We start from the raw sequence: 25638 nt of genomic DNA, 5'->3' as shown, positions 1-25638 counted from the left end.
GCGGGTCAGAAGCGGTCCGGCGACGGGGTTCCGTGGCCGTAACGGATGACGACGTCGGCGTGACGGTCGAAGCGGTAGCCGATGCCGCGCACGGTACGGACGATGTCCTCGTAGCGGCCGAGCTTCGCCCGCAGCCGGCGCACGTGCACGTCGATCGTGCGCTCGCCAGGGGTCTCGTCGTCCTGGGCCTGCCAGAGGGCGGCGACGAGCTCGCTGCGCTCGATCGTGCGGCCCTCGCGGAGGACGAGGTACTGCAGCAGCTCGAACTCCTTGTAGGTGAAGGCGGCGGACTCGCCGTCGATGAGCACGCGCTTGCGGGAGATGTCGACGGTGACGCCGGACTCCTCGGGCGTGGTCTCCTCCTCGGCGGCGGCCTTGGTGCGGGCGATCGCGCCGGGCTCCTGCAGGGCGAGACGCACGACGTCGAGGTCGCGGCCGCCGGAGCCGTGCGGGGCGAGGGCGACGGTGGCGTGGGTCTCGGCGCCGGGCGCGAGCTCGGCAAGCGTGCGGCGGAGGGCGTCGACGAGCAGCGGAAGGCTCACACCGGCTTCGGCGGCCTTGATCTCGTCCAGGCCGACGTAGAGGGCGAAGCCGCGGGGCGAGCGGACGGCGGGGAGGTCGGCGCCGGCCGGGGCCAGCGGAGCCGACGACTCGGCGGGTCGGACGGTGCGGTTCGGGGCGGTGACGGCGGGACGCTCGAGAAGGGCGGAGTTCGACATGATGATGGGTCCTCAGGACGTGAGCCCGACGGGAGGGGGCTCGGATGCGTTGCACGAATGACCGGCGGAGCCGGGGAAGCGAGCACGGGTGTGTGCTCGGGACACTGCTCTCGCAGATGGCGAGGAGTCAGGTCAGACGAGGTGGCTGTTCGTTCAGCGACACATTCGGCAACACATGTCAACGCGACCGGGCATCATCATCCCGGCAGTCCCGTTCGCCTCCTGGGCGGACAAAGGGCGTGCGTTGATGGTCATGGGGGGATTATGTCCGATCGTGACGGGACATGTCAAAACGCCCGGGCGCGTCGCAAGAGGCGTAACGTGACACGGATGACGATCTCGCACACCGTCGGCGGCTTCATCCTGACCGACGAGAAGGACGCATCGCGGTACACCCTCACGCGCGACGGGAAGCTCGTCAGCGTGCTCGACTACCGGGACGACGGCCACACCGTCGCGCTCACCCGGGCCTACACGGTCCCGGCATTCCGCGGAAACGGATACGCCGGGAAGGTGGTCGAGGGGGCCGTGGCCGACATCGCGGAGCGCGGCGACCGCAAGGTGGACGCCGTCTGCTGGTACGTGGCGGAGTGGTTCACCGCCCACCCCGAGCAGTCCGGACTCCTCCGCTCACGCTGACGCTCCGGCTGTATGACGAACTGTTACGGCCGCCGCCTGCGAGGATGAGGACATGAGACTCGCCGAAGCCCTGGCCGCCCGCGCCGACCTGCAGCGCCGCATCGAGCAGCTGCGGGCGCGCATCGTCGCGAACGCCCGGTACCAGGAGGGTGAGGAGCCTGCGGAGGACGCGGCGGCGTTGATCGAGGAGGCCGATGACGCACTGACTCGGCTGCAGAGCCTCATCCGCCGCATCAACGTCACGAACTCCCGCCTCGACCTCGGCGCGGACGGCACGATGACCGACGCGCTCGCCGCGCGGGACGTGCTGCGCCTGCGCCACTCGGTGCTCGCCGACGCGGCGGCCGCCGCGTCCGGGGCGAGCGAGCAGTACCTGCGTCAGATGCGCTCGGAGCTGAGGCAGGTGTCGGCGCTGCCGGTCGCCGCGCTCCGGGCCCGGGCGGACGCCGTCGCCCAGGAGCTCCGTGCGCTCGACAACCGGATCCAGCAGGCGAACTGGTCGCACGACCTCGAGGAGGAGAGCGGAAGTCGGTAGTCGCGACGGAGCGGGCACAACCCTCAGCCGGCGGGGCAAGCCGGCACCTGTGGGCGGAGGGCAGCCCTGATCTCGCATCGCGCAGCCCCGCACGTCGCACAGGTGAAGATGCACGGTGCATCTCGCATCACCACGTGCCGGTCGTCGCGACGAGGGTGGGTCAGGGGACCTTCCGCCTTCTCCTCGGCCGTCGGGAGACGGCGGTCCCGGCACGCCTCGGACGGAATGTCCGAGGGGCTTCGTACCGTGGGGGTATGCGGATCCTGCACACCTCGGACTGGCACATCGGCCGGACGTTCCATGGCAACTCGACCATGGACGCGCTGGCCGAGGTGCTCACCGCCCTGACCGCGCAGGTCAGGGAGCACGAGGTCGACGTCGTGATCGTCGCGGGCGACGTGTTCGACTCCGCCACGCCCTCGGCCGCCGCCTATACGCTGCTCGGAGACGCCCTCGTCGATCTGCATGAGACGGGTGCACGGGTGGTCGTCACCAGCGGGAACCACGATTCCGCCGCGCGGCTGGGGTTCCAGGCCCGGCTGCTGCGCGACGGCATCCACGTGCTCACCGACCCCCTCGCGGTCGGTACCCCCGTCACGATCGACGACGCTCACGGTCCGGTGCATTTCTTCGGGATCCCGTATCTGGAGCCCGCGATCGTCCGCCAGCACTGGCCGGAGGGCGACGCCGAGGGACGGCAGCTGCGCACGCAGGCGCAGACCATGACGCACGCGATGACCCTCGTCCGCGCGGGCATGCAGGAGCACGCGGGTCGGTCGATCGCGATCGCCCACTGCTTCGCCGCGGGGGTGGAGCCGACGGAGGGTCTGGAGCGCGAGGTGCGACAGGGCGGCCTCGACGTCGTGCCGCTCCGGGCGTTCGACGGCCCCGACTACGTCGCACTGGGTCATATCCACGGTCGTCAGCAGGTCAGCGAGCGGGTGCGATACGCCGGCGCTCCGCTGCACTACAGCTTCGGCGAGCAGCACAAGCCGCGCGGCTCCTGGCTCGTCGACCTCGATGCCGACGGGCTCGCGGGCGTCGAGTGGCTGGAGCTGCCGGTTCCGCGGCGCCTGGTCACCCTGACCGGCGCCTTCGAGGAGATCCTCTCCGCAGAGAACATCGCCGCGCACGCCGACGCCTGGGTGTGCGCCGTCTACACCGACGCCGTACCGCAGACCGAACCCATGCGACGGCTGCGCGAGGCGTACCCGCACTGCGCCATGGTGCAGCATCAGCCCGCGACGGTCGGGGAGGAGCGTGAGCGGTCGTACGGCGAGCGGCTGCGCTCCGCGGTGACCGACGCCGACCGGATCGAGGCGTTCCTCGAGCATGTGCGGGCGGGCCAGGGAGCGACCGAGGTCGAACGCGAGCTGATCCGCGAGGTGCTCGACGACCGGGTCCGCGCGGAAGCCCTCGTCTAGTGCGGCTGCATCGGCTGGAGGTCGAGGGTTTCGGGCCGTTCCGCGCGCGTCAGACCGTGGACTTCGACGCCTTCGCCGACGACGGGATCTTCCTCATCGCCGGCCGCACCGGAGCGGGGAAGTCGAGCATCCTGGACGCGGTCTGCTTCGGGCTGTACGGCGGGGTGCCGCGGTACGACGGCGGGGAGAAGAGGCTCCGCAGCGATCACAGCGAACCGGACGATCCCTCCGAGGTGGTCGTCGAGTTCAGCACGCCGTCCGGTCGCTACCGGGTCACGCGTTCGCCCGAGTACCTCCGGCCGGCTCGGCGCGGCGGAGGCCTGACCAAGCAGGCGGCTGCGGTCTCCCTGGAGGAGCTCACGGACGACGGCTGGGTGGGTCGCGCGGCGCGGGCGGTCGACGTGGCGCACGAGCTCGATGACATCCTCCAGCTCAGCCGGGAGCAGTTCCTGCAGGTGATCCTTCTGGCGCAGAACCGCTTCTCGGAGTTCCTCCTCGCGGGTAGCAGGGATCGGCAGGCGCTGCTGCGCCGGCTCTTCGGCACCGAGCGTTTCGAAGACGTGCAGGCGCGGTTCGACGAGCGGCGGCGCCACGCTGAGCAGGGGCTCGGCGCGCGCCTGGCCACCGTCTCCGCGCGGCTGGACGAAGCGGAGCGCCTGGTGGCGGATGCCGCCCTCGGGCGCGACGGCGGTGACGACGAGGGCGGCATCGCGTCGGAGGTGCAGGGCGCTGGCACCACGACCGCCGATCGCCTGGCGGAGCTCGAACGGGCGCAGGCGCGCGCTGCGTATCGGGCGGAACGGCGCGCCGCCGATCGCCTGGAGGCGGAGAAGCGGTTCGAGGTCGCCGATGCTGCTCTGGCTGCGGCGCGCGAGGATCAGCGCGCGCAGAAGGAGCGAGACCGTGCCCGCGCGGCGATGGCCCGTCTGGATGCCGAGGAAGCGGCGGTCGCCGCGGCGAAGGCGGAGCTCGCCAGGGCGCGGGCAGCCGAGGTGCTCCGTTCCTCGATCGCCGCGGCCACACGCGCGGCGGCGGCAGCGGACGAGGCGGCCGCCACGGAGGAACGGGCACGCGCGGCCTGGGCCCGGCTCGGCGTCGAGACCGACGACCTCGACGCGTGGATCGCGGAACGGACGCGTGAGTCCGGGATCTGGGAGCGCGCCGTCACGCTGGAGGCACAGGCGCCGTCCCGCACCACCGAGCGCGGGACGGCGGAAGCGGCTGTCGTCGCCGCCGAGCGCCGGTGCGAGGACGGGCAGGCGGAGCGCGCTGCCCTCCCCGGGCGGATCGCGGCCGCAACCCTGGAACGGGACGACGCCCGTCGACTCGCCGACCGCATCGCGGAATGGGAGAGCGTGCGCATCGCCGCGGCCGTTCGCCGCGAAGCCGCGGTAGAGGCGGAGACCCTGCAACAGGAGTGCACCTCCGCCGAGCGGGTCCTCGCCGAGGCGACGTCTGCACAGGCCGCCGCACAGTCGGCTCTCGCTGACCTGCGGCAGCGCCGGATCGACGGCATGGCGGGGGAGCTGGCCTCCGCCCTCGTCGACGATCACCCCTGCCCGGTGTGCGGTGCGCGAGAGCACCCGGCCCCGGCAGACCACGGCGCGACGGTCTCCGCGGAGGACATCGCGGCTGCGGAGGTCCGGAGGGACGAGGCGGCGCGGCGCGAGCAGCAGGCGGCGTCGACCTGCACGACGTTGCAGGTCCGACTCGCCGCGGCCACGGCGCGCGCGGACGGACGGGACGTCGAGACGGCGGGAGCCGAGCTCGATGCCGCCCTTGCCGCGGAGAAGGAAGCCCTTGCCGCCGCCGAGACCGCGCGGCGACGCGATGTCGTCCTCGCCGAGCTCCGCGAGCAGCAGGACGCCCTGGAGCTCCGCCGTGTCCAGGACGAGGCGGCCCTCGCCGCAGCCCGCGAGCAGCTGGCTCTGGTGGTCCAGCGAGACGATGACGCCCGCAGGGCGATCGACGAGGCGCGAGGGAGCTACGCGTCGGTCGCCGAGCGGACGGCGGAGACGACCGCCCACCTCGCCGTGGCCCGACGCCTCCTGGACGCCGAGGCCGAACGTGCGCGGAGACAGCAGGCGGCGACGGAGGCGGCCGCCGAGAGAGACGTTGCACTCGATGCCTCCGAGTTCCCCGACGTCACGGCCGTCGTGGAGGCGTTGCGCCCGCCGGCGGTGCAGGCAGAGCTCGATGAGCGGGTGACGACGCACGCGGTGCAGCGGGAGAAGGAGCGTGCACTTCTCTTCGACCTCGAACTGCGGACCCTGCCGGAGGAGCCGATCGACCTCGCGCCCATCGAGCAGGCAGCGCTCGATGCGAGGGCGGCGTGGACCGCCGCCGTCGACGAGGCCACGAGGACGGCGGGCGACGCTGCGCGGCTGGCCGGCCTCATCGACGCCGCGAAGGACGAGCACGCCCGCACAGCAGAGGACGCGGCGGCGTTCGAGGTGCTCCAGGCCCTCGCCGACACCATCGCCGGACGCGGTGCGAACACACGCAAGATGACGCTGGAGACCTTCGTGCTGGCGGCAGAGCTCGAAGAGATCGTCGACGCCGCGAACCGCCGCCTCCACGACATGTCGGAAGGACGCTACCGGCTGCAGCACTCCGATGCCCTGGCGGCACGCGGTGCCGCGTCCGGACTCGGCATCGTGGTCGCCGACGCGTTCACCGGGCAGACCCGCCCGCCACAGTCGCTGTCCGGCGGCGAGACGTTCCTCACGTCCCTGGCGCTCGCCCTCGGGCTGGCCGAGGTCGTGACGGCCCGCGCCGGCGGCATCCGCCTGGACACGCTCTTCATCGATGAGGGATTCGGCTCGCTCGACGGCGACACACTCGACGTCGCGATGCGCACGCTCGACGAACTGCGGCAGGGCGGGCGCACGGTCGGGGTCATCAGCCACGTCGAGGCCATGCAGGAACAGATCCCGGCTCAGCTCACCGTCCGCGCGCTGCCGAACGGGCCGAGCGTCATCGAGATGCGCTGAGCTCAGACCCCGTATTCGGCGCGGATGACTTCGCGCAGCTCGATGCTGCATCGGGCGATGGCCTCGCGGAAGTCGGCCAGGGCGCCGTCCTCGGCCTGGTCGGAGACGGCGCGGAAGGCGCGGATGGGCACGCCGAACTGTCCCGCGACCCAGATGTACGCGTAGGTCTCCATGTCCACCAGTGCGGCGCCCATCGGCCGGATCACCGCCGTGACCTCGGCGTCGTTCACGAAGTGGTCACCCGTGGCGATCACGACGCCCTCGCGGCCCGTGGTCACCTGCGGCGGAAGCGAGACGTGCCGTCCGACGACGCCGTCGAGATCGATCACGTCGTGCTGCACCGCCGTCGCGATCTCGTGCACCGCGTACGGACGCCCCTTCTCGATGGAGCCCGCGGTGCCGACGACGACGACCTCGTCGTAGGTCTTCGCGTCGAGGGCCCGGGTCAGCGCGTACGTCGCCGGCAGCTTGCCCGGGCCGGTGACCAGACGGTCGAAGCCGTCGAGCTCCTCGGGGAAGGCGGACAGTTCGGACTCGAGGGCGGCGACGAGGAGCTTCACCGCTTCAGTCTCTCAGGTCGCGGCTGGATACCGCGTCCTGGCGCAGTGGCGTGACCCGCAGGAAACACGGAAGGGCGATACTGGAGTGAACCGATGAGCGGAGGACAACGTGTCGTTGCAGAAGCAGATCGCGGAAGACCTGGGCGCCCGGCCCGACATCGACCCCGAAGCGGAGGTGGAGCGTCGCGTCGGCTTCCTCGCGGACTACCTGCGCACGACGGGCGCGAAGGGCTTCGTCCTCGGCATCTCCGGCGGACAGGACTCGACGCTCGCGGGGCGCCTCGCCCAGCTCGCGGTGGAGCGCGTGCGTGCCGAGGGCGGGGAGGCGACCTTCCTCGCGGTGCGCCTGCCCTATCGCGTGCAGCACGACGCCGACGACGCGCAGGCCGCGCTGGACTTCATCGCGCCGGACTCGTCGATCGAGGTGAACATCCAGAACGGGGTCGAGGGTGTCGAGAAGGACATCGAGTCCGCCGTCTCCAGCGACATCTCCGACTTCAACCGCGGGAACATCAAGGCCCGCCTCCGCATGGTCACCCAGTACGCGCTCGCCGGGCACGAGGGTCTGATCGTGATCGGCACCGACCATGCCGCCGAAGCCATCACGGGCTTCTACACGAAGTTCGGCGACGGCGCGGCCGACGTCCTCCCGCTCGCCGGGCTCACGAAGCGACAGGGTCGCGCCCTGCTCCAGTTCCTCGACGCCCCGGAGCGCCTGGCCTTCAAGGTGCCGACGGCCGACCTCCTCGACGACCAGCCGGGGCGCACCGACGAGGACGAGCTCGGGCTGACGTACGAGCAGATCGACGACTTCCTCGAGGGCCGGGAGGTCGACCCCGAGGTCGCCGGGCGCATCGAGGCGCGGTATCTCGCGACTCAGCACAAGCGTCATCTGCCCGTGACGCCCGACGACACCTGGTGGCGCTGACCCGGGGCGCCTCACGCGGGACCGCCCGCTTTTCGCCGTGTCGGATGCCGCGGATAGTGTCGAAGCAGCCGACAGAACGGGAGAATCGTGCGGATCGACACAGAGGCGCAGCGGGTCATCTGGAGCGCGAGCGACCTCAAGGCGGCCGCCGAGTGCGAGTTCGCCTGGTCCCGCGCGATCGATGCGAAGCTCGGTCGGGTCCCCGCGGTGGAGGAGCCGGAGGACGCGACGCTCCTCCGCGCGGCCCAGCTCGGAGACGTGCACGAGCAGAACGTGCTCGAGCGCTACATCCGGGAGCTCGGCGACGAGCGGGTGCATCGGGTCGCCAAGGTCTCGTCGAGCGATCCTGACGCGCTGGCTGCCGCCGTCGACGAGACGTTGAGCGCTCTGCGGTCCGACGCCCTGGTCGTCTTCCAGGCGGCCTTCGCCACCGACGAGTTCGTCGGGTTCGCCGACTTCCTCCGCCGCGATGCGGACGGGCGTTGGCGCGTGCAGGACTCGAAGCTGGCCCGCAAGGCCCGGGTGACCGCGCTCATGCAGCTCGCGGCATATGTCGACCAGCTCGACCGGCTCGGCATCCCGCGTGCGGACGAGGTCGACCTCATCCACGGCGACAACAGCGTCAGCACGCATGCGGTCGAGGACCTCCTCCCACTGTTCCGCGTGCGCCGGGCGCGGCTGCGCGCTCTGATCGCGGACCGCTCCGTGGCTGACGGCGCGGCCGGGGCGCCGCTCGCGTGGGGCGACGACCGCGGCGATCTGCGCGTGGTCGCCTGCGGACGTTGCGCCACGTGCGAGGAACAGGTGCTGGCCCATCGCGACCTCCTCATGGTGGCCCGCATGCGGCCGGTGCAGCGGGCCCGTCTGCGCGCCGCCGGGATCCTCACCATCGACGACCTGGCCGCGGCGACCCAGGCACCGGAGGGCATGAACGTCGACACGTTCGAGAACCTCCGCGCCCAGGCACGCGTGCAGCTGCGGGCGGATGCCGAGGGGGCGGCGACGTACGACGTGCACTATGCCGCGGCGATCCACACCCTCCCTGTGCCCAGCCACGGGGACATCTTCTTCGACTTCGAGGGCGATCCGCTGTACACCGAGCCCGCTCCCGACGGCGAGGCCGAGTGGGGCATCGACTATCTGTTCGGCTGGGTCGACAACGCCGACCAGTACACCGCGCTCTGGGCGCACTCGTTCGCGGAGGAGCGTCGGGCACTGGAGACCTTCCTCGATTTCGTGAAGGTGCGTCGCGCCGCCCACCCCGGCATGCACATCTATCACTACGCCCCCTACGAGACCTCCCACCTGGTCGCGATGGCCGCCCGCCATGGGGTGCGCGAGGGTGAGGTGGACCGCCTGCTCCGCGAGGGCGTCTTCGTTGACCTGTACCCACTGGTGCTGCGCACCGTCCGCGTGGGTTCGCGGTCCTACTCGATCAAGAAGCTCGAGCCCCTCTACATGGGGGAGGACGTGCGCACGAGCGACGTCCAGAAGGGCGACGACTCCATCGTGCAGTACGTCGCGGCGCGGGAGCTCGCGGCAGCGGGGGCGCAGGCCGAGGCCGACGCGGTGCTCGCCGACCTCGCCGACTACAACCGCTACGACTGCGTCTCCACCCGGCGGCTGCGCAACTGGCTCATCGACATCGCCCGCGCGGAGGGGGTCACGCCGGCCCCGCCGGACGACGCGGACGAGGTCATCTACGAGCCGTCGCCGCGTTCGCTCGCGCTGCTCGGCGACGCGGAGCGTGCGGTGGAGGTCGGTGGCGATGGGCTCGTGCACCGGCTCGCGGCGGCCGCCATCGACTACTTCCCACGCGAGGCGAAGAGCTTCTGGGTCGCGCACTTCCAGCGGCTGCGGGAGCCGGTCACGATGTGGGACGGCACCCGCGATGTGGTGAAGGTCGATGCGACCCGCTCGCGGGTCCGCCGGGACTGGAGCATCGGCGAGGGCCGCAGAGTCCTGTCGCGCGAGCTGGAGATCCGCGGCGAGGTGTCCCCTGGCACGACGCTCGGTCCGGGTGCCCAGCCGTTCGCGCTCTACGACGTCCCGGCGCCGTTCGACACCGACGTCCCGTCGCGCGCGGTGCACGTGCCGCACGGGGTCACGGTCGTCGAGGTGCTGGACGACGGCTATCTCGTGGCGGAGTCCGCGGTCCAGGGGCAGACCTGGAATGACCTCCCCGTCGCCCTCACCCCCGCCGCGCCGCCACGGGTGGTGTCGCTGCAGCAGGCGATCGACGAATGGGCCGATGCGGTGCACGCGGCCGCTCCGGACTTCCCCCAGGACGCGGCGACCGACATCCTCCGCCGCCTCCCTCCGCGCACCGTGTCGGGGAACGCGCTCCCGGCCGCCGGCGACGACCCGATCGACGCGATCGTCCGCGGGATCCTGGACCTCGACCGCAGCTATCTCGCCGTACAGGGGCCTCCAGGTACGGGGAAGACCTACACGGGCTCCCAGGTGATCGCCCGGCTCGTCACAGAGCACGGCTTCCGGATCGGCGTCGTCGCGCAGTCCCACGCGATCATCGAGACGCTGCTGGAGCGCGTCGTCGCCGACGGTGTCGCCCCGGGTCACGTGGCGAAGTGCCCCAAGGACGCGAACGCCGATCCCGGGTACACGGTGATCCCGAAGACCGGCATGGCCGCCTTCCTCGCGGAGCACGCAGACGGGGGCGCCGTCGTGGGCGGTACCGCCTGGGACTTCAGCAACACGCAGCGGGTGGCCAGGGGAGAGCTCGACCTGCTCGTGATCGACGAGGCCGGGCAGTTCTCGCTCGCCTCGACGATCGCGGTCGCCACGGGCGCGCAGAGGCTTCTCCTCCTCGGCGACCCGCAGCAGCTGCCCCAGGTCAGCCAGGGCGCCCACCCGGAGCCGGTGGACACGTCCGCGCTCGGCTGGGTGATGGACGGCGACCCCGTCGTGCGCCCGGAGTACGGCTACTTCCTCGCGCGCTCCTGGCGGATGCACCCGCACGTCGCGGCTCCGGTGTCGAAGCTCGCCTATGCCGGGAAGCTCGCCTCCGCACCCGGTACCGAGCGGCGCGCGGTCGAGGGCATCGACCCGGGCCTCCACGTGGTGCCGCTGCGCCACCGCGGTAACGCGACCCAGTCGCCGGAGGAAGCAGAGGAGGTCGTGCGCATCGTCCGCGACCTCGTGGGCCGCGCCTTCCACGACAACGATGCGGCGGGCACCGTGCGGCCACTGACGCCGGAGGACATCATCGTCGTGGCGCCGTACAACGCGCAGCGGCAGCTCGTGCACGACGCGCTCGCCGCGGCGGGTTTCGGCGGCGTTCCGGTGGGCACGGTCGACAACTTCCAGGGCAAGGAGGCCGTCGTCTCGATCACGACGCTCGCGGCGTCGAGTGGCCGAGACGCTCCCCGGGGCCCGGAGTTCCTGCTGCTGCAGAACCGGCTCAACGTGGCGATCTCCCGGGCGCAGGTCGTGGCCTACCTCATCCACTCGCCGGCGCTGCTCGACGACCTGCCGTACACGCCCGAGGGCGTCGCCCGGCTCAGTGCCTTCGCCCGCCTGGTGGGGGCCGCGGAGGAGGAGGGTTCATGACGACGACGGTTCCTGCACCGGCCGCCGACGGCACGCCGACCGAGGCGGACATCCTCCGTGCCGCCGCCGCGTGGGCCTGGTTTCCGCGCGGCAGCGAGCATGTCCGCGGCGACCTGCTCCTCGTGCGGTACCCGGAGCGGTTCGGGGGCGGCGTCCGCGGCTCGCAGGTGACGTCCGCGCGCCCCGCCGCCGAGGTGCTGGACGGGGCGCTGGAGCGCACCAGAGCCTGGGGCGAGAGCGTGTTCACGTTCTGGACGAATCCCGCCGACGACCCCGACCTCGAAGAGGAGCTCCGACGCCGCGGTGCCGTGCACTTCGACACCGTCACCGTGTTCGCGCGTCCGACCAGTGGAGCCGCGGTCGGCGTGCCGCCCGGGGTCTCCGCCGAGGTCGTGCGGACCGTGGATCAGCTCCGCGAGGTCGATGCGATCAACGTCCCGGTCTGGGAGCAGCAGCCCCTCGACGACGACGGTCTGCGTGCCGAGTTCGCCGAGCTGACCGAGGCTCTCGATGCCGGTACCGGTTTCCGGGTGCTCGGGCGCATCGACGGACGCGCGGTGAGCACGGGGGGATGCACCATCGTCGACGGGTTCACTCGACTGTGGGGAGCGGCGACGCTCGAAGCCGATCGTGGTCGCGGCGTCTATCGAGCGGTCCTCGCGGAACGCCTGCGGCAGAGCGCCGCGCGCGGTGCGAGGACTGCGCTCGTCAAGGGCCGTGTCTCGACATCGGCGCCGATCCTCGCGAGAGCCGGCTTCACGCGCTACGGCGACGAACGCGGCTACCGCCTGGCCCTCTGACGTGGGAGCGGCGGCGACGGCCTCAGACGGTGCCGTACAGCCGGTCTCCCGCGTCGCCGAGACCGGGCACGATGTACCCCTTCTCGTCGAGGCGCTCGTCGAGCGCTCCGAGGACGAGGGTCACGTCACGGTCGCCGGCCATCGCCTCGATCGCCGCCACACCCTCCGGAGTGCCGAGCAGGCAGATCGCGGTGACGTCCTTCGCACCGCGATCGAACAGGAACTGGATCGCGGCGGCGAGCGAGCCGCCCGTCGCCAGCATCGGGTCGATCGCGAAGCACTGGCGGTCGGAGAGATCGTCCGGAAGCCGCTCGGCGTACGTGGTGGGCTCGAAGGTCTCCTCGTCGCGGACCATGCCGAGGAAACCGACCTCCGCGGTGGGGAGGAGCTTGACGAGGCCTTCGAGCATGCCGAGACCGGCGCGCAGGATGGGGACGACGATGGGTCGCGGCTCCGAGATCTTCACGCCCGTGGTCGTGGTGACCGGCGTCGTGATCTCGATCGGAGTGACCTTCACATTCCGGGTCGCCTCGTACGCGAGGAGCGTCACGAGCTCTTCGGTCAGCTGGCGGAAGACCGGCGACGGGGTGCGCGCGTCGCGCAGCACCGAGAGCTTGTGGGTGATGAGAGGGTGGTCGGCGACGTGGACACGCATGGATACAGGCTAATGCGCCCCGCGTCCGCGCACGACATCGGGTGCCGTGGCGGACACCGCGCGCTGTCGTAGGCTCGGGGCATGACCGCCGCCGACCGCCGTGCGATGCAGCGTGCCCTCGAGCTCGCCGCCGAGGCCGCGGACGCCGCGGAGATCCCGGTCGGCGCCGTCGTCCTCGATGCCGACGGGAATTTCCTGGCGGAAGGACGGAACACCCGCGAGACCACGCACGATCCGACCGGGCACGCCGAGATCGAAGCCATCCGGGCTGCGGCGGCGCACCGGGGATCGTGGAATCTCGACGGCTGCACGCTCGTCGTCACGCTCGAGCCCTGCGTGATGTGCGCCGGCGCGATCCTGCAGGCACGCATCGGCCGCGTGGTCTTCGGCGCGTGGGATGACAAGGCGGGAGCGGCCGGATCGATGTACGACGTGCTGCGCGACCGGCGCCTGCCCTACCGCGCCGAGGTGATCGGCGGCGTGGACGAGCACGCGTCCATCGCGCTGCTCCGGGCCTTCTTCGAGGACCGTCGCTGAACGCTCAGTCCGAGGACTTGAGGACGAAGACGTCCGTCGAGGGCTCCGGATCGATCGCGGGACGGTAGACGTCCGGCTCGATGTAGACGACCCGGGCGACCGGCACGGCGGCGCGGATGCGAGCCTCGATCTCGTCGATGTCGTCGGCGACCTCGCGCAGCGGCTTGTCGGCGCTGAGCGCGATCTTCGCGGCGACCATCAGCTCGTCGGGCCCCAGGTAGAGGGTCTTCATGTGGATGATCTTCTCGATCTCCGGGCCGTCGTTGATCGCGTCCACGATCCGGTCGTAGTCGGCGGGAGTCGCTCCCTCGCCGACGAGCAGGCTCTTGGTCTCCACACCCAGCACGATCGCGATGACCACGAGCAGGACGCCGATCATCACCGTGCCGAGGGCGTCGAAGACGGGGTTGCCGGTGAGCAGCGTGAGACCGACGCCGAGCAGGGCGAAGGTGAGTCCGGTGAGGGCACCCACGTCCTCGAGGAGGACGACGGGGAGCTCCGGCGCCTTGGACCGTCGTACGAAGGAGAACCACGACTGCCCCTTCTCGCGCACGACGTTGCTCTCGCGCACGGCGGTGCGCAGCGAGAACGACTCCAGGCCGATCGCGATGAACAGCACGACGAGGGGGAGCCACCACCAGGTCTGATCGATCTCATGCGGATGGGTCAGCTTGTCCACACCCTCGTAGATCGCGAAGAGCCCGCCGACGGAGAAGAGGATGATCGACACGACGAAGGCGTAGACGTAGCGCTCGCGGCCGTAGCCGAACGGGTGCGAACGGTCCGCATGGCGCTTCGCCTTGCGCCCGCCGAGCATCAGCAGCAGCTGGTTGCCGGAGTCGGCGACGGAGTGGATCGCCTCCGCGAGCATCGATGCCGAGCCGGAGAGAGCCCACGCGAGGAACTTCGCGAGGGCGATGCCCAGGTTCGCCAGGAACGCCGCGACGATGGCCTTGCTGCCTCCGGATGCACTCATGCGACGAGTCTAGGACGGCGACCCGGCCGCCACAGGAGCGCCCGCCGTAGGATGACGACATGGCTGATGCGCTCCCGTCCCTCGCGTTCCTCGGTGCCGGATCGATGGGGGGAGCGATCCTCCGCGGCGTACTCGCCTCGGGCGTCCCCGTGCAGGGAGGGATCACGGCCACGAACCGCACGCCGGAGAAGGCGGCGGCGTTCGCGGGTCTCGACGGCGTCACGAGCATCGCGCTGTCCGAGCGGCCGGAGGGCAACGCCGAGGCCGTGGCCGGCGCACGGGTGGTCCTGGTCGGGGTGAAGCCGGCGATGGTCCCCGACCTCCTGCGCGAGATCGCGCCGCACCTGGCCGCGGAGACCGTCGTGGTGAGCCTCGCCGCGGGTGTCACGCTGCAAACCTTCGCCGACGTCCTCGGTGCCGAAGCCCGCGTCATCCGCTCCATGCCGAACACCCCGTCGACGATCCGCAAGGGGGTCACCGGGCTCGCGGCCGGCGCCGCGGCGACCCCCGACGACCTCGCGCTCGTGCGTCGTCTGTTCGAGACGGTGGGCGCGGTGGTGGAGGTCCCCGAGTCGCAGATCGATGCGCTCTCGACGATCTCGGGCTCCGGTCCCGCGTACGTCTTCCTCCTCATCGAACAGTTCACCGCAGCCGCGCGGGAGATGGGCTTCGCCGACACGGACGCCCGTCTGCTGGCCGAGCAGACCTTCATCGGCGCGACCGCGCTGCTGGATTCGACGGGGGAGGACCCCGCGGAGCTCCGCCGCCGGGTGACGAGCCCGAAGGGGACGACGGAGCGCGCGGTCGCCGTGCTCCAGGACGCGCACCTGTCCGACACCTTCGCCGCCGCTGCTGCCGCCGCCCTCGCTCGCGCGAAGGAGCTCGCCGCCGGCGTCTGATCCCGCCTGCCTGTTCTCGCGCGCTTCCATCCCGCGAAGGGAGGCTTTCACGCGAGTTCAGGCAGCCAGCACTCCTGGAGCCTGAACCCGCGCGAGTGCCTGTTGTGGCGAGGGCGGCGGGGAGCAGGCGACCACGCGAGTTCAGGCGGCCAGTGTTCCTGGAGCCTGAACTCGCGCGAGTTCCTGTTGTGGGCGAGGTGTCGTGCGGCTAGGCGTCGCTGGCGACCTCGGTGAGCACCTCGGGCCAGCGCCGTTGCAGGACGTGACCGCCGAGCACCGTGCCGCCCCAGAGGGCCGCGCCCCCGAGGACGACGGCGGCCGCGAGGCTCGCCCAGCCCAGGGGCGGGATCCAGATCGACGCGATCGCGAAGCCGAGGGCGGGGCCGCCGAGCAGCAGCGTGATCGGGGACATGATGAGCATCGCGAGGAAGGACTGCGCGCCGCCGGAGGAGCCGCGTCCGAACGGGTTGGCCTCGGGTGCCGGAGCACGTCCCGGCAGGAACGCCCCCACCCAGGACCCCGCTCCCGCCGACACCGCCATGAGCCCGAGAGCGGCGCCCAGGCTGCCCGGAAGCAGATCCGCACGCCCGGCCAGCAGGCAGCTCGCGACGCAGAGGAGGACCGTGATCGGCACCGCGATCAGCGCGAACCCGAGCAGCCGTCCGACGCGGTCGGCCGCGCCGCTCACCCCGGTGAGGATGTGCAGCGCGACGGCGTCGTTGTCGTAGGCTATCGCCATCTGCACGATGCTCCCGGCGAGGAGGGCGTTGATCGCCGGAATGAGGGTGATCGCGGGCGCGAAGCCGGCACTGTCCTGCTGCATTCCGTTCATGAGCGCGAGTCCGAGGAAGATCGCCGGGAGCAGCAGGAGCATCACGATGTTGACGACCTGACGCGGATCGCGGCGGAAGTAACGGAGCGTCCGTCCCGCGATGGCACCGACGGGGCCCGCGGGGAGCAGGCGGTCGAGCAGGCCGCCCGAGCGCACGCGTCCGCCGCCGCTCGACTGCAGCGGCGCGACCAGGCGCGCATCGAGCATCCGGCGCGCGGCGACCCAGAAGACGACGAGGGTGCCGGCGGCGACGAGCAGTCGCAGGAGGGCGGTGAGCACGTCGCCCTGTGCCACCGCGGCCGGGACCCCGAACACGGCCGCCACCGGCGTCCACGCGGCGATCTCGGCGACCGTCGTGAAGGCGCCGCCGACGTCGCGCACGGTCGACAGTGCCTGCAGCCCGATGTTCAGGAGGAGGCCGGAGGAGGCCAGCAGCACGACGCCGAGGGTGAGGACGAGGTCTCGCGTCCGCCGACGGGCGAGCCACCCCGCGAGCAGACCGCTGACGACGCGGGCGCCGAGGACGCAGGTCGCGAGGGCCACCGGGACCATGAGCACCGCGACGAGGAGGGCCGGAACGCTGACCGACCATCCCACGAGCATCAGCAGCAGGGCCAGGGCGGTGCCGATGCCGCCGATCGTCGTCATCCCCGCCACGACCAGTCCGGGGAGGAGAGAACGGGCGGTCACCGGGAGCAGGGCGAAGCGCTCAGGTGCCAGCGAGTCGTCCGCACTGACCAGGATCGACCCGATCCACCACCCGAGCACGATGACGGCGCCGGTGAGCACCATCGCGGTCACGGCGGCGTCGGGAGCTCCCACCCGCAGGGCGATCAGCCCGACGGTGAGCAGCCCGAGCATGCTCAGCGCGATGAGACCCACGATCGCGAGGGTCACGATCATCCAGGGGTTGCGCCTGAGCTGATGTCCGAGCTGTCGCAGCCGCAGGCCTACGAGGAGCGCAACCACGCGAGCGTCTCCGTTCCGAGGTCGTGCGCGCCCACGAGGGTGAGGAAGCGCTCCTGCAGCGTGAGCCCGGCGCGCACCTCGTCGAGCGCACCGTGTGCCAGCAGGCGGCCCTCGGCGACGATGGCGACGCGGTCGCACAGCGACTCGACGAGCTCCATGACGTGGCTGGAGAGGACGACCGTGCCGCCGCCGTCCACGAAGGAGCGGAGGATCTGCCGGATCGTCTGTCCGGAGACCGGGTCGACCGCCTCGAGCGGTTCGTCGAGGATCAGCAGCCGCGGCGCGTGGATGAGCGCGCAGGCCAGGCCGATCTTCTTCTTCATGCCGGCCGAGTAGTCGACGACGAGCGTGTCGCGGGCCTCCGTCAGGCCGAGCGCGTCGAGCAGCTCACCGGAGCGGGAGACGACCTGCGCCTCCGGCATCCCGCGCAGCAGGCCGGTGTACCGCAGCAGCTCGGCGCCGGTGAGGCGGTCGAGCATCCGGATGCCGTCAGGGAGCACCCCCATCCGCGCCTTCGCGGCGGCAGGGTCCTGCCAGACGTCGGCGCCGAGCACCCAGGCGGTCCCGGCGTCCGGGCGCAGGAGCCCCGTGGTCATGGCGAGCGTCGTCGTCTTGCCCGCACCGTTCGGGCCGAGCAGCCCGAGCATCGAGCCTGCGGGGACGTCCAGGGACAGCGCGTCGACGGCGACCTTCTGCCCGAACTGCTTGCGGAGCCCGCGGAGGGCGAGGACGGGCGGTGCGGGGGCGTGATCGCTCATGCCCCCATCCCACCACGGCGGCCGTGGCGGGCGCATCCGCCGTGGGGAGGACCCGGTTCAGCGGTCGAGGGCGGCGAAGCGCTCGATGTCGCTGTTCGTCCCGGAGACGATGATGAGGTCGTGGTTGGTCACGATCGTGTTGGCCTCGGCGTACCGGAACGGCTTGCCAGGGCTCTTCACGCCGACGACCGTGACCTTGTACTTCGAGCGCACACCGGATTCGTTCAGGCCGACGCCGCGGATGAACTTCGGCGGGTACATCTTGGCCAGGACGAAGTCGTCGTCGAAGCGGATGAAGTCGAGCATGCGCCCGCTCACGAGGTGCGCGACGCGCTCGCCGGCCTCGCGCTCGGGGTAGATGACGTGGTTGGCGCCCACCCGGGCGAGGATCTTGCCGTGCGACTGAGAGACGGCCTTGGCCCAGATCTGCGGCACCTTGAGGTCGACGAGATTGGCCGTGATGAGCACCGACGCCTCGATCGAGGAGCCGACGGCGACGACCGCGACCTGGAAGTCCTGGGCGCCGATCTGACGGAGCGCGTCGATGTTGCGCGCATCGGCCTGCACGGTGTGCGTGACGCGGTCCGACCACTTCTGCACGAGCTCGAGGTTGTCGTCGATCGCGAGCACCTCGCGGTCGAGGCGGTCGAGTTCGCCGGCGCAGGCGGCGCCGAACCGGCCGAGACCGATGACGAGGACGGGAGCGTCCCCCCGAAGGACTTCAACCAACGATCGGCCTTTCCACGGGCAGTGAGTAGTACTGCGTGCGCGATGTCGCGGCGACTGCCGCAGCGAGAGTCACTGTACCAACGCGGCCCATGAAGATCGTCGCGGCCATGACGTACGAGGCGGAATCCGGCAGCTCCCCGGTGAGGCCGGTGGAGAGCCCGACGGTGCCGAACGCGGAGATGACGTCGAAGAGCACGTGGCTGATGTCGGCCTTGGTGATCTGCGCGATCACGATGGTCGACAGGGCGACGATCGTGGCACCCCAGGCGACGACGCTGAGGGCGACGCGCTGCACGTCGCTGGGGATGCGGCGGCCGAACGCCTCGACGGACTGGCGGCCCTTCGCTTCGGACCAGACGGCGATCGCGAGGACCGCGAGCGTGGTCACCTTGATGCCGCCCGCCGTCGACGCGGACCCGCCGCCGACGAACATGAGCATGCTGGCAGCGAGCAGCGACGAGCCGTTGAGGTCGTCCATCTCGATGACGTTGAAGCCGCCGGAGCGGGTCATCGCGGAGAGGAAGAACGCCTGGAAGGTCGTGTCAGCGGCGTCCATCGAGCCGAAGGTCTTCGGGTTGTTGTACTCGAGGATCAGGAAGGCGGCCGCGCCGAGGATGAACAGCAGCACCGTGGTGACGATGGTGAGCTTCGAGTGCAGCGACCAGCGCTTGACGTGCCAGACGTGCTTCGCGAGCGTGTAGATCACCGGGAAGCCGATGCTCCCGAGGAACACGCCGACCATGAGCAGCGACAGCACGAGGTAGTCGTCGGCGAAGACGGCCACTCCGCCGTCGTTCGGTGCGAAGCCGGTGTTGGTGAACGCCATCGCCGAGAAGTACGGGGCCTCCCAGAGCGCGGCGATCGGGTCCACCCCCGCCATCACCAGCGCCGGGTAGAGGAGGGCGGCGAGGGCCGCTTCGATGAAGAGGGCGGAGAGGGCGACCGTGGTAAGCAGCTGGCCCACCTCGCCCAGGCGCACCGTCTGGCTCTCGTTGACCACGCCGCCGTGCGCGCGGAGCGGATTCGTGTCGCCGGCCGCCATGAGCTTGGCCCGCAGGCCGAGGCGCTTCGAGATGAGCATCCCCATGAGGGAGGCGAGGGTCAGCACGCCGAGGGCGCCGATGTTGACGCCGATGAACACGACGACGTGGCCGAAGGGCGACCAGTGGTTGGCCATGTCGACGGTCGCGAGGCCCGTCACGCAGATCGTGGAGACGGCGGTGAAGAGCGCATCGCTGAGCGGTGTCACCGTGCCGCTGGCGGAGGCGATCGGCAGCGAGAACAGCACCGTGAACACGAGGATCAGCAGCGCGAAGACGGCGATCGCGAACCGGGAGGGCGACGAGGTGATGAGGTGCTTCACCCGGCCGGCGGCTCCGGGGAGACCGGTGCGAGGAGACGACGCCGAAACGATGCCCGACATCGCTGCCCCCTTCTTCTGCGCCGTCCGTTCCCCGGCGGCAGCACGGCGCCTCTCGCCGAGCCTTCGTCATGGTACTCCGTGCCGGGGCGCACTACCCTGATCACATGACGGACATCTTCGACGTGATCGCAGACGGTACGAGGCGCGACATCCTCCAGCTCCTGCTCCGCCGCACGTCCGAAGGCGAGTCCGGCACGAGCGTGAGCCAGATCGTCGCCGACCTCGGCATCAGCCAGCCCACGGTCTCCAAGCACCTCAAGGTGCTCCGGGACGCCGAGCTGGTGACCGTCCGCGAAGACGGCCAGCGCCGTTTCTACAGCCTGTCCGTCGCGCCGCTCGAGGCCGTCGACGACTGGCTGGTCCCGTTCCTCGTCGACGCGTTCGGCGACACCGCGCCGGACATCGCATACCCGGGCGCTCCGATCCCCGACGGTGCTGCGCACGCGGCCGAGGTCGTCGGGCGTGCAGCGGCATCCGCCAAGCACGTGGTCGCCAACGCGCTAAAGCGCCTCGGCGCCTGACCCGACGCCCCGCCCGGACGGAGAACCGCCCCCGACGGCAGGGGGGATGCCGTCGGGGGCGGTGTGCGGACCCCAGATCCGCGCGGACTCGGCAGGTGCCGGCACGGGTCCTGCACTCGACACTGGCAGGGCTGTCTGAGCGATCGGGCAATGCGGGCTATGCGCGGGCTGGACGTCGGCGTGCCGGCGGGGCAGGGCGGGTCACGCATCGTTCCGGAGGAGCCCGTCGGGCAGGATGGGCACATGACGGACGAGTACCGCGCGCACTTCGACTTCGCGATCACCTTCGCCAACGGCGGCGGCCTGCAGGGGCAGGGTTTCCGACTCGATCTGCCGAGGAAGGACATGACGGCCGAGGAGGTCTCGAGCCTGCTCGTGTCACACCTCGGCCTGACGCTCGTGGGCAGGGTCGAGCTCCGCGACCTGCAGATCGTCTCCGAGCCGCACCGGGGCAGCCGCGGCGTCGCGGCACCGGCTCCTGCAGATCGCGCCGACCGAGTCGTCGACCTGAGCCACCCGATCGCCGAGGGCATGGTCACGTATCCCGGGCTGCCCGCGCCGAGCATCACCCCGCACCTCACCCGCGCGGCCTCTCGCGAGCGCTACGCGCCGGGGACGGAGTTCGCGATGGACGTGATCACGATGATCGGCAACACCGGGACCTACCTCGACTCCCCGTTCCACCGCTATGCGGACGGCGCGGACCTGGCGGCGCTCGACCTGGAGACCCTCGTGGATCTCCCCGCCGAGGTCTTCCACCTCCGCGACGCCTGGACGCCGCAACGGCGGGGCATCAGGGCGGCGACGCTCGCCGACCGCGAGCTCCGCGGCAGCGCGGTGCTCCTGGACACTGGCTGGAGCCGCTTGTTCGGCACCCTCGACTACGGCACGGGCGCACCCTTCCTCGCCGAGGACGCCGCGCGATTCCTCGTCGATGCCGGGGTGCGCCTCGTCGGCATCGACGCGCTCAACATCGACGACACGGAGAGCGGCGGGGAGCGACCCGCGCACAGCATCCTCCTCGCAGCGGGCGTGCACGTCGTCGAGCACCTCACCGCTCTTGACCGCCTCCCCGCGCGCGGGGCGCGGTTCACCGCGGCCCCTCCGGCGATCCGCGGGTTCGGCACGTTCCCGGTCCGGGCGTTCGCGACCATGCCGATATCTCACTGATCACAGCAGTCACGCGGGTTTACACGCGTCCCAGCGACCCCATAGAGTGTGCTCATCGAGAAAGGGGTACGTGGGATGCCCGAGGTTCCAGACGTCCGATTCCTGACGGTGGCCGAAGTCGCCGAGCTCATGCGCGTGTCTAAGATGACCGTGTACCGGCTCGTGCACGCCGGTGACCTTCCCGCCATCCGGTTCGGACGGAGCTACCGCGTGCCGGAGTCCGCCGTCGCGGAGGCTCTGCAGCGGCCCATCGCCGACGCCGGCTGACGGAGGGCGCGGGGCACCCTCCTGAGTTTGCTAGGATGATCCGAGGCATTTTTCGTGCTCGTACCCGGGTGTCCGATTCCGGCGACACCCAGCCCCTGACTTAGTGAGGTTTCCGTGGGTTCTGTCATCAAGAAGCGCCGCAAGCGCATGGCGAAGAAGAAGCACCGCAAGCTGCTTCGCAAGACTCGCCACCAGCGCCGCAACAAGAAGTAAGCGGCCAGACACCGAGCGCCTGTCTTCGGACGGGCGCTTTGTGTCTCTGCGCGCCGTTCCGCACCGCCGAGAGGATGTCATGAAGTCGATCACCGTCGCCGAACTCGCCGAGCGCTCCGGCACGCCCCTCATCGATGTCCGGGAGGTGAACGAGTTCCAGGCAGGACACGTCCCCGGCGCCGTGAACATCCCGATGTCCGAGATCGGCAACCGCCTGGAAGAGCTTCCCGCGGAGTCGTTCGACGTGATCTGCCAGGCCGGCGGCCGCTCGGCCCGTGTGGTCGAAGCGCTCGAGGCCCGCGGCTACGACGCCACCAATGTCGAGGGCGGCACCGGCGAGTGGATCGCGCAGGGACGCGAGGTCGAGGTCCCGTCGTCGTGACGACGCTGACCCTCATCGGCAAGCCCGACTGCCATCTGTGCGCGGTGGCCTCCGAGGTCGTCGACGCGGTCGTCGCCGAGCTGCCGGATGCCGCCGCGGAGCGCATCCAGATCGTCGAGGCGTCGATCCAGGACGACCCCGCCCTGTACGAGCAGTGGTGGGAGAAGATCCCGGTCGTCCTCATCGACGGGCGACTGCACGCGCACTGGCGCGTGTCCCCCGACCGCCTGCGTGAGGCGCTGGAAGAAGCCGTCGACGCCGAGGCCCGCGCCGACCAGAAGGAGCTGCGATGACCATCCGCCATGTCGTGACCTGGAAGCTGGCCGCGGAGGACGCGGGGGAGCGGAAGGCTCAGGCGGCTGAGGTCGCCCGGCGTCTGAACGCCCTCGACGGCGTCGTACCGCAGTTGCGCAGCATCTGGGCCGGCGCGAACGACGTGTACCCCGACGCCAACTGGGACGTCACCCTGGTCGCCGACTTCGACTCCGTCGCGGACCTCGAGCAGTATCAGGTGCACCCCGCGCACGAGGAGGTCGCCGGGTACATCCGCTCGGTCGTCGCCGGTCGCGTGGCGGTCGACGCCGAGGTCTGAGCGTCGAGGCTCGTCTCCGCGGCACCGAAACACAAACGTGATGCGGCGCGAGGGGATGTCATTGGTCACGCGACGAGCCGCATGTTTAGATGAACTCCTACCCGTCCGTGGGCGCACCCGCCCCCCGACTCTCAGGAGCCGACATGTCCCGTCGTAACCTCTTCGCCGGCCTCGCGATCGCGGCCACCGCCACCCTCGCGCTCGCCGGATGCGCCACCGGCTCCTCTGACGCGGGCAGCAGTGGCGAGCCCGCCGCGGGCGACGAGTACGGCCTCGTCGAGGCGGGCACGCTCACCGTCTGCTCCGACATCCCCTACCCGCCGTTCGAGTTCGAGGGTGACGACGGCGAGTACACCGGCTTCGACATCGACCTCCTCGGCGCGATCGCCGAGCAGCTCGACCTCGAGCTCTCGGTGCAGGATGTGGGCTTCGACGCGCTGCAGTCCGGCACGACCCTCGCCGCCGGTACCTGCGACGTCGGCGCCTCGGCCATGACGATCACTGACGAGCGCAAGGCCAACATCGACTTCTCGGACCCGTACTACGACTCGCTGCAGTCGCTCCTCGTGCGCACCGATTCCGGCATCACGTCCATCGACGACCTCGACGGCAAGAACGTCGGCGTGCAGCAGGGTACGACGGGTGAGGCGTACGCGACCGAGAACGCTAAGGGCGCGCAGCTGGTCCAGTACCCGTCGGACGGCGAGCTGTGGCCGGCCATCCAGGCGGGGCAGATCGACGCGATCCTGCAGGACCAGCCCGTCAACCTCGAGCACGAGAAGGCCGACTCCGCGTACGAGATCGTCGAGACCTACGAGACCGACGAGTCCTACGGCTTCGCGTTCGCGAAGGGCGAGAAGGACGAGCTCCTCGACGCCGTGAACGGTGCGCTCAAGGACCTGAGGGACAACGGCGAGTACCAGAAGATCTACGACCAGTACTTCACGGCGAACTGAGCCGGGGAACACGGAGGTCGGGAGGACCTTGACAATGGCGTTGAGGCGCACCACCAAGCAGAAGCTCTACCGGTACACCGTCTATGCGGTGCTGATCGCGATCGCCGTCTGGGTCGCGTTCAGCACCGACTGGTCCCGGCTCGGGCAGCTCTTCTTCAACCCCGAGGTCGCAGCCAAGATGCTGCCGGGGATCATCACGACCGCGCTCGTCAACACGCTGTGGTTCACGGCGGTGGCGTTCGCCGGCGGCCTTCTCCTCGGCGTGATCCTCGCGCTGATGAAGCTGTCCGAGATCGGTCCGTTCCGGTGGATCGCGACCGTCTGGATCGAACTGTTCCGCGGGCTCCCCGCCCTGCTCACGATCTTCGCCATCGGGTTCATCGTGCCGATCGCGCTCGGCGTGCGGGCGCAGGAGCTCGGCGGTCCCGTGGTGCTCGGCCTGATCGGTCTCGTGCTCGTGGCGTCGGCGTACATGGCCGAGACCATCCGCGCGGGACTCCAGGCGGTGCCGAAGGGGCAGACCGAGGCCGCGCGATCGCTCGGCATGTCGCCCATGAAGACGACCTTCTGGATCGTCGTGCCGCAGGGCTTCCGCATCATCATCCCGCCGCTGACGAACGAGTTCGTGCTGCTGCTGAAGGACACATCGCTGCTGTTCGTCGTCGGCACGTTCATCTGGTCGAAGGAACTCACGACCTTCGCCCGTGACGCCAGCACGCAGAACGCCAACGGAACGCCGCTGATCATGGCGGCGATCCTCTACCTGATCGTGACGATCCCGCTCACGCGTTTCAGCGCGTGGCTGGAGCGTCGGATGGCGAGGACACGATGAGCACCGACCTGATCGACGTGCAGGCCCCCGCGATCGCGATCCGGGACCTGCACAAGAGCTTCGGCGACAACGAGGTGCTCAAGGGCATCGACCTGACGGTGCTCGCCGGCGAGGTCGTCTGCGTGATCGGCCCGTCCGGGTCGGGCAAGTCGACGTTGCTCCGCTCCGTGAACCTCCTGGAGGAGCCCACGGGCGGCAAGGTGCTCATCGAGGGCATCGACATCACCGATCCCGACATCGACATCGACCGCGTGCGCACCCGCATCGGGATGGTGTTCCAGAGCTTCAACCTGTTCCCGCACCTCAGCGTGCTCGGCAACCTGACGATCGCGCAGCAGCGGGTCAAGAAACGCTCGAAGGCCGAAGCGGAGAAGGTGGCCCGCGCCATGCTCGAGCGCGTCGGGCTCGCGGAGAAGGCCGACGCGTACCCCGGGCACCTGTCCGGCGGACAGCAGCAGCGGGTGGCCATCGCGCGGGCGCTGTGCATGAACCCCGACATGATGCTGTTCGACGAGCCCACGTCGGCCCTCGACCCCGAGCTCGTCGGCGAGGTCCTGCAGGTCATGCGGTCGCTGGCCGATGAGGGCATGACGATGCTCGTCGTCACGCATGAGATGGGCTTCGCGCGCGAGGTCGGTTCGCGGCTGATCTTCATGGACGGCGGACAGATCGTCGAGGAGGGCGACCCCCGCGAGGTGCTGGCGAATCCGCAGCACCAGCGCACGAAGGACTTCCTCTCCCGCGTCCTGTAACTTCTCC

Annotated in this window: 27 protein-coding genes; 19 read left to right on the top strand and 8 right to left on the bottom strand. The window is 70.7% G+C overall.

What is annotated here, in order from left to right; genetic code table 11:
• Window positions 1-5 precede the first annotated feature (5 nt).
• Window positions 6-719, bottom strand: a complete 714-nt coding sequence (locus M4D53_RS08570) for a winged helix-turn-helix domain-containing protein (protein ID WP_060921402.1) — start codon at window positions 717-719, stop codon at window positions 6-8.
• A gap of 330 nt (window positions 720-1049) precedes the next feature.
• Here M4D53_RS08570 and M4D53_RS08565 point away from each other — a divergent pair, with 330 nt between their 5' ends.
• From M4D53_RS08565 to M4D53_RS08550, 4 genes are all read left to right on the top strand, one after another.
• A complete protein-coding gene (locus M4D53_RS08565) occupies window positions 1050-1358 on the top strand; it encodes a GNAT family N-acetyltransferase (protein ID WP_187663299.1) in 309 nt (102 codons plus the stop codon).
• A gap of 52 nt (window positions 1359-1410) precedes the next feature.
• Entirely contained in the window at window positions 1411-1893 is a 483-nt protein-coding gene (locus M4D53_RS08560; protein ID WP_187663300.1) for a DIP1984 family protein, read from the top strand.
• 254 nt (window positions 1894-2147) lie between these two features.
• Complete coding sequence (locus tag M4D53_RS08555) at window positions 2148-3317, top strand: exonuclease SbcCD subunit D (RefSeq protein ID WP_259953451.1); 1170 nt, start codon at window positions 2148-2150, stop codon at window positions 3315-3317.
• Complete coding sequence (locus M4D53_RS08550; protein WP_259953449.1) at window positions 3317-6310, top strand: AAA family ATPase; 2994 nt, start codon at window positions 3317-3319, stop codon at window positions 6308-6310. Before M4D53_RS08555 ends, M4D53_RS08550 begins: the two co-directional genes overlap by 1 nt.
• Before the next feature lie 2 nt (window positions 6311-6312).
• On the opposite strand, the gene M4D53_RS08545 is transcribed toward M4D53_RS08550, so the two are convergent.
• On the bottom strand, window positions 6313-6870 hold the full coding sequence (locus M4D53_RS08545) for a phosphorylase family protein (RefSeq protein WP_187663303.1): 558 nt from the start codon (window positions 6868-6870) through the stop codon (window positions 6313-6315).
• Window positions 6871-6979: 109 nt separating this feature from the next.
• Here M4D53_RS08545 and nadE point away from each other — a divergent pair, with 109 nt between their 5' ends.
• The 3 genes from nadE to M4D53_RS08530 all read left to right on the top strand — a co-directional run bounded on the left by nadE (window position 6980) and on the right by M4D53_RS08530 (window position 12168).
• On the top strand, window positions 6980-7798 hold the full coding sequence (gene nadE, locus M4D53_RS08540; protein WP_062635667.1) for an NAD(+) synthase: 819 nt from the start codon (window positions 6980-6982) through the stop codon (window positions 7796-7798).
• An 87-nt stretch (window positions 7799-7885) separates the two neighbouring features.
• The gene (locus M4D53_RS08535; RefSeq protein ID WP_259953448.1) at window positions 7886-11368 is read left to right on the top strand and encodes a TM0106 family RecB-like putative nuclease; all 3483 of its coding nucleotides are present in this window, start codon (window positions 7886-7888) and stop codon (window positions 11366-11368) included.
• On the top strand, window positions 11365-12168 hold the full coding sequence (locus M4D53_RS08530) for a GNAT family N-acetyltransferase (protein ID WP_259953442.1): 804 nt from the start codon (window positions 11365-11367) through the stop codon (window positions 12166-12168). The genes M4D53_RS08535 and M4D53_RS08530 overlap by 4 nt, the downstream gene beginning before the upstream one ends.
• A 22-nt stretch (window positions 12169-12190) precedes the next feature.
• Here the strand turns inward: M4D53_RS08530 and upp are convergent, their stop codons facing one another.
• Window positions 12191-12823, bottom strand: coding sequence for a uracil phosphoribosyltransferase (gene upp, locus M4D53_RS08525; RefSeq protein WP_025104476.1), 633 nt, complete (start codon window positions 12821-12823; stop codon window positions 12191-12193).
• Window positions 12824-12904: 81 nt separating this feature from the next.
• On the opposite strand from upp, the gene M4D53_RS08520 reads away from it, so the two are divergent.
• Window positions 12905-13360 carry a nucleoside deaminase gene (locus M4D53_RS08520; protein ID WP_259953440.1) on the top strand — a complete coding sequence of 152 codons (456 nt, stop codon included), beginning with the start codon at window positions 12905-12907 and terminating at the stop codon, window positions 13358-13360.
• A 4-nt stretch (window positions 13361-13364) separates the two neighbouring features.
• On the opposite strand, the gene M4D53_RS08515 is transcribed toward M4D53_RS08520, so the two are convergent.
• Window positions 13365-14336 carry a cation diffusion facilitator family transporter gene (locus M4D53_RS08515; RefSeq protein WP_259953438.1) on the bottom strand — a complete coding sequence of 324 codons (972 nt, stop codon included), beginning with the start codon at window positions 14334-14336 and terminating at the stop codon, window positions 13365-13367.
• Between the two features lie 59 nt (window positions 14337-14395).
• On the opposite strand from M4D53_RS08515, the gene proC reads away from it, so the two are divergent.
• The gene (proC, locus tag M4D53_RS08510) at window positions 14396-15235 is read left to right on the top strand and encodes a pyrroline-5-carboxylate reductase (RefSeq protein ID WP_259953436.1); all 840 of its coding nucleotides are present in this window, start codon (window positions 14396-14398) and stop codon (window positions 15233-15235) included.
• A gap of 208 nt (window positions 15236-15443) precedes the next feature.
• On the opposite strand, the gene M4D53_RS08505 is transcribed toward proC, so the two are convergent.
• From M4D53_RS08505 to M4D53_RS08490, 4 genes are read right to left on the bottom strand one after another with little or no spacing between them, the layout of a single operon-like run.
• Window positions 15444-17036 carry a hypothetical protein gene (locus tag M4D53_RS08505; RefSeq protein ID WP_259953434.1) on the bottom strand — a complete coding sequence of 531 codons (1593 nt, stop codon included), beginning with the start codon at window positions 17034-17036 and terminating at the stop codon, window positions 15444-15446.
• Window positions 17018-17794 carry an ABC transporter ATP-binding protein gene (locus M4D53_RS08500; protein WP_187663311.1) on the bottom strand — a complete coding sequence of 259 codons (777 nt, stop codon included), beginning with the start codon at window positions 17792-17794 and terminating at the stop codon, window positions 17018-17020. The genes M4D53_RS08505 and M4D53_RS08500 overlap by 19 nt, the downstream gene beginning before the upstream one ends.
• Before the next feature lie 57 nt (window positions 17795-17851).
• A complete protein-coding gene (locus M4D53_RS08495) occupies window positions 17852-18523 on the bottom strand; it encodes a potassium channel family protein (protein WP_025104470.1) in 672 nt (223 codons plus the stop codon).
• Window positions 18516-19946, bottom strand: a complete 1431-nt coding sequence (locus M4D53_RS08490) for a TrkH family potassium uptake protein (protein WP_187663312.1) — start codon at window positions 19944-19946, stop codon at window positions 18516-18518. Before M4D53_RS08490 ends, M4D53_RS08495 begins: the two co-directional genes overlap by 8 nt.
• Before the next feature lie 104 nt (window positions 19947-20050).
• Here M4D53_RS08490 and M4D53_RS08485 point away from each other — a divergent pair, with 104 nt between their 5' ends.
• From M4D53_RS08485 to M4D53_RS08440, 10 genes are all read left to right on the top strand, one after another.
• The gene (locus M4D53_RS08485; RefSeq protein WP_187663313.1) at window positions 20051-20467 is read left to right on the top strand and encodes an ArsR/SmtB family transcription factor; all 417 of its coding nucleotides are present in this window, start codon (window positions 20051-20053) and stop codon (window positions 20465-20467) included.
• 243 nt (window positions 20468-20710) lie between these two features.
• Window positions 20711-21637 carry a cyclase family protein gene (locus M4D53_RS08480; protein WP_259953429.1) on the top strand — a complete coding sequence of 309 codons (927 nt, stop codon included), beginning with the start codon at window positions 20711-20713 and terminating at the stop codon, window positions 21635-21637.
• Between the two features lie 75 nt (window positions 21638-21712).
• Window positions 21713-21904 (top strand): helix-turn-helix domain-containing protein, encoded by a 192-nt coding sequence (locus M4D53_RS08475; RefSeq protein WP_025104463.1) that lies wholly within the window; start codon window positions 21713-21715, stop codon window positions 21902-21904.
• Window positions 21905-22018: 114 nt separating this feature from the next.
• Window positions 22019-22117: a 30S ribosomal protein bS22 gene (locus M4D53_RS08470; RefSeq protein WP_003792170.1), complete on the top strand. Its 99-nt coding sequence runs from the start codon at window positions 22019-22021 to the stop codon at window positions 22115-22117.
• A gap of 79 nt (window positions 22118-22196) precedes the next feature.
• Window positions 22197-22499 carry a rhodanese-like domain-containing protein gene (locus M4D53_RS08465; protein ID WP_187663315.1) on the top strand — a complete coding sequence of 101 codons (303 nt, stop codon included), beginning with the start codon at window positions 22197-22199 and terminating at the stop codon, window positions 22497-22499.
• Entirely contained in the window at window positions 22496-22792 is a 297-nt protein-coding gene (locus M4D53_RS08460) for a glutaredoxin family protein (protein ID WP_025104461.1), read from the top strand. The genes M4D53_RS08465 and M4D53_RS08460 overlap by 4 nt, the downstream gene beginning before the upstream one ends.
• The gene (locus M4D53_RS08455) at window positions 22789-23091 is read left to right on the top strand and encodes a Dabb family protein (protein WP_259953426.1); all 303 of its coding nucleotides are present in this window, start codon (window positions 22789-22791) and stop codon (window positions 23089-23091) included. Before M4D53_RS08460 ends, M4D53_RS08455 begins: the two co-directional genes overlap by 4 nt.
• 143 nt (window positions 23092-23234) lie before the next feature.
• Window positions 23235-24047, top strand: a complete 813-nt coding sequence (locus M4D53_RS08450) for a basic amino acid ABC transporter substrate-binding protein (protein WP_187663317.1) — start codon at window positions 23235-23237, stop codon at window positions 24045-24047.
• Window positions 24048-24081: 34 nt separating this feature from the next.
• Complete coding sequence (locus tag M4D53_RS08445) at window positions 24082-24879, top strand: amino acid ABC transporter permease (RefSeq protein WP_187663318.1); 798 nt, start codon at window positions 24082-24084, stop codon at window positions 24877-24879.
• Window positions 24876-25631 carry an amino acid ABC transporter ATP-binding protein gene (locus M4D53_RS08440; protein ID WP_259953425.1) on the top strand — a complete coding sequence of 252 codons (756 nt, stop codon included), beginning with the start codon at window positions 24876-24878 and terminating at the stop codon, window positions 25629-25631. The genes M4D53_RS08445 and M4D53_RS08440 overlap by 4 nt, the downstream gene beginning before the upstream one ends.
• The last annotated feature ends 7 nt before the right edge of the window (window positions 25632-25638 follow it).

Origin of the sequence: Microbacterium meiriae (genome assembly GCF_025143875.1) — a bacterium.
GTDB lineage: Bacteria > Actinomycetota > Actinomycetes > Actinomycetales > Microbacteriaceae > Microbacterium > Microbacterium meiriae.
This window is presented reverse-complemented; position numbering and strand designations above follow the sequence as displayed.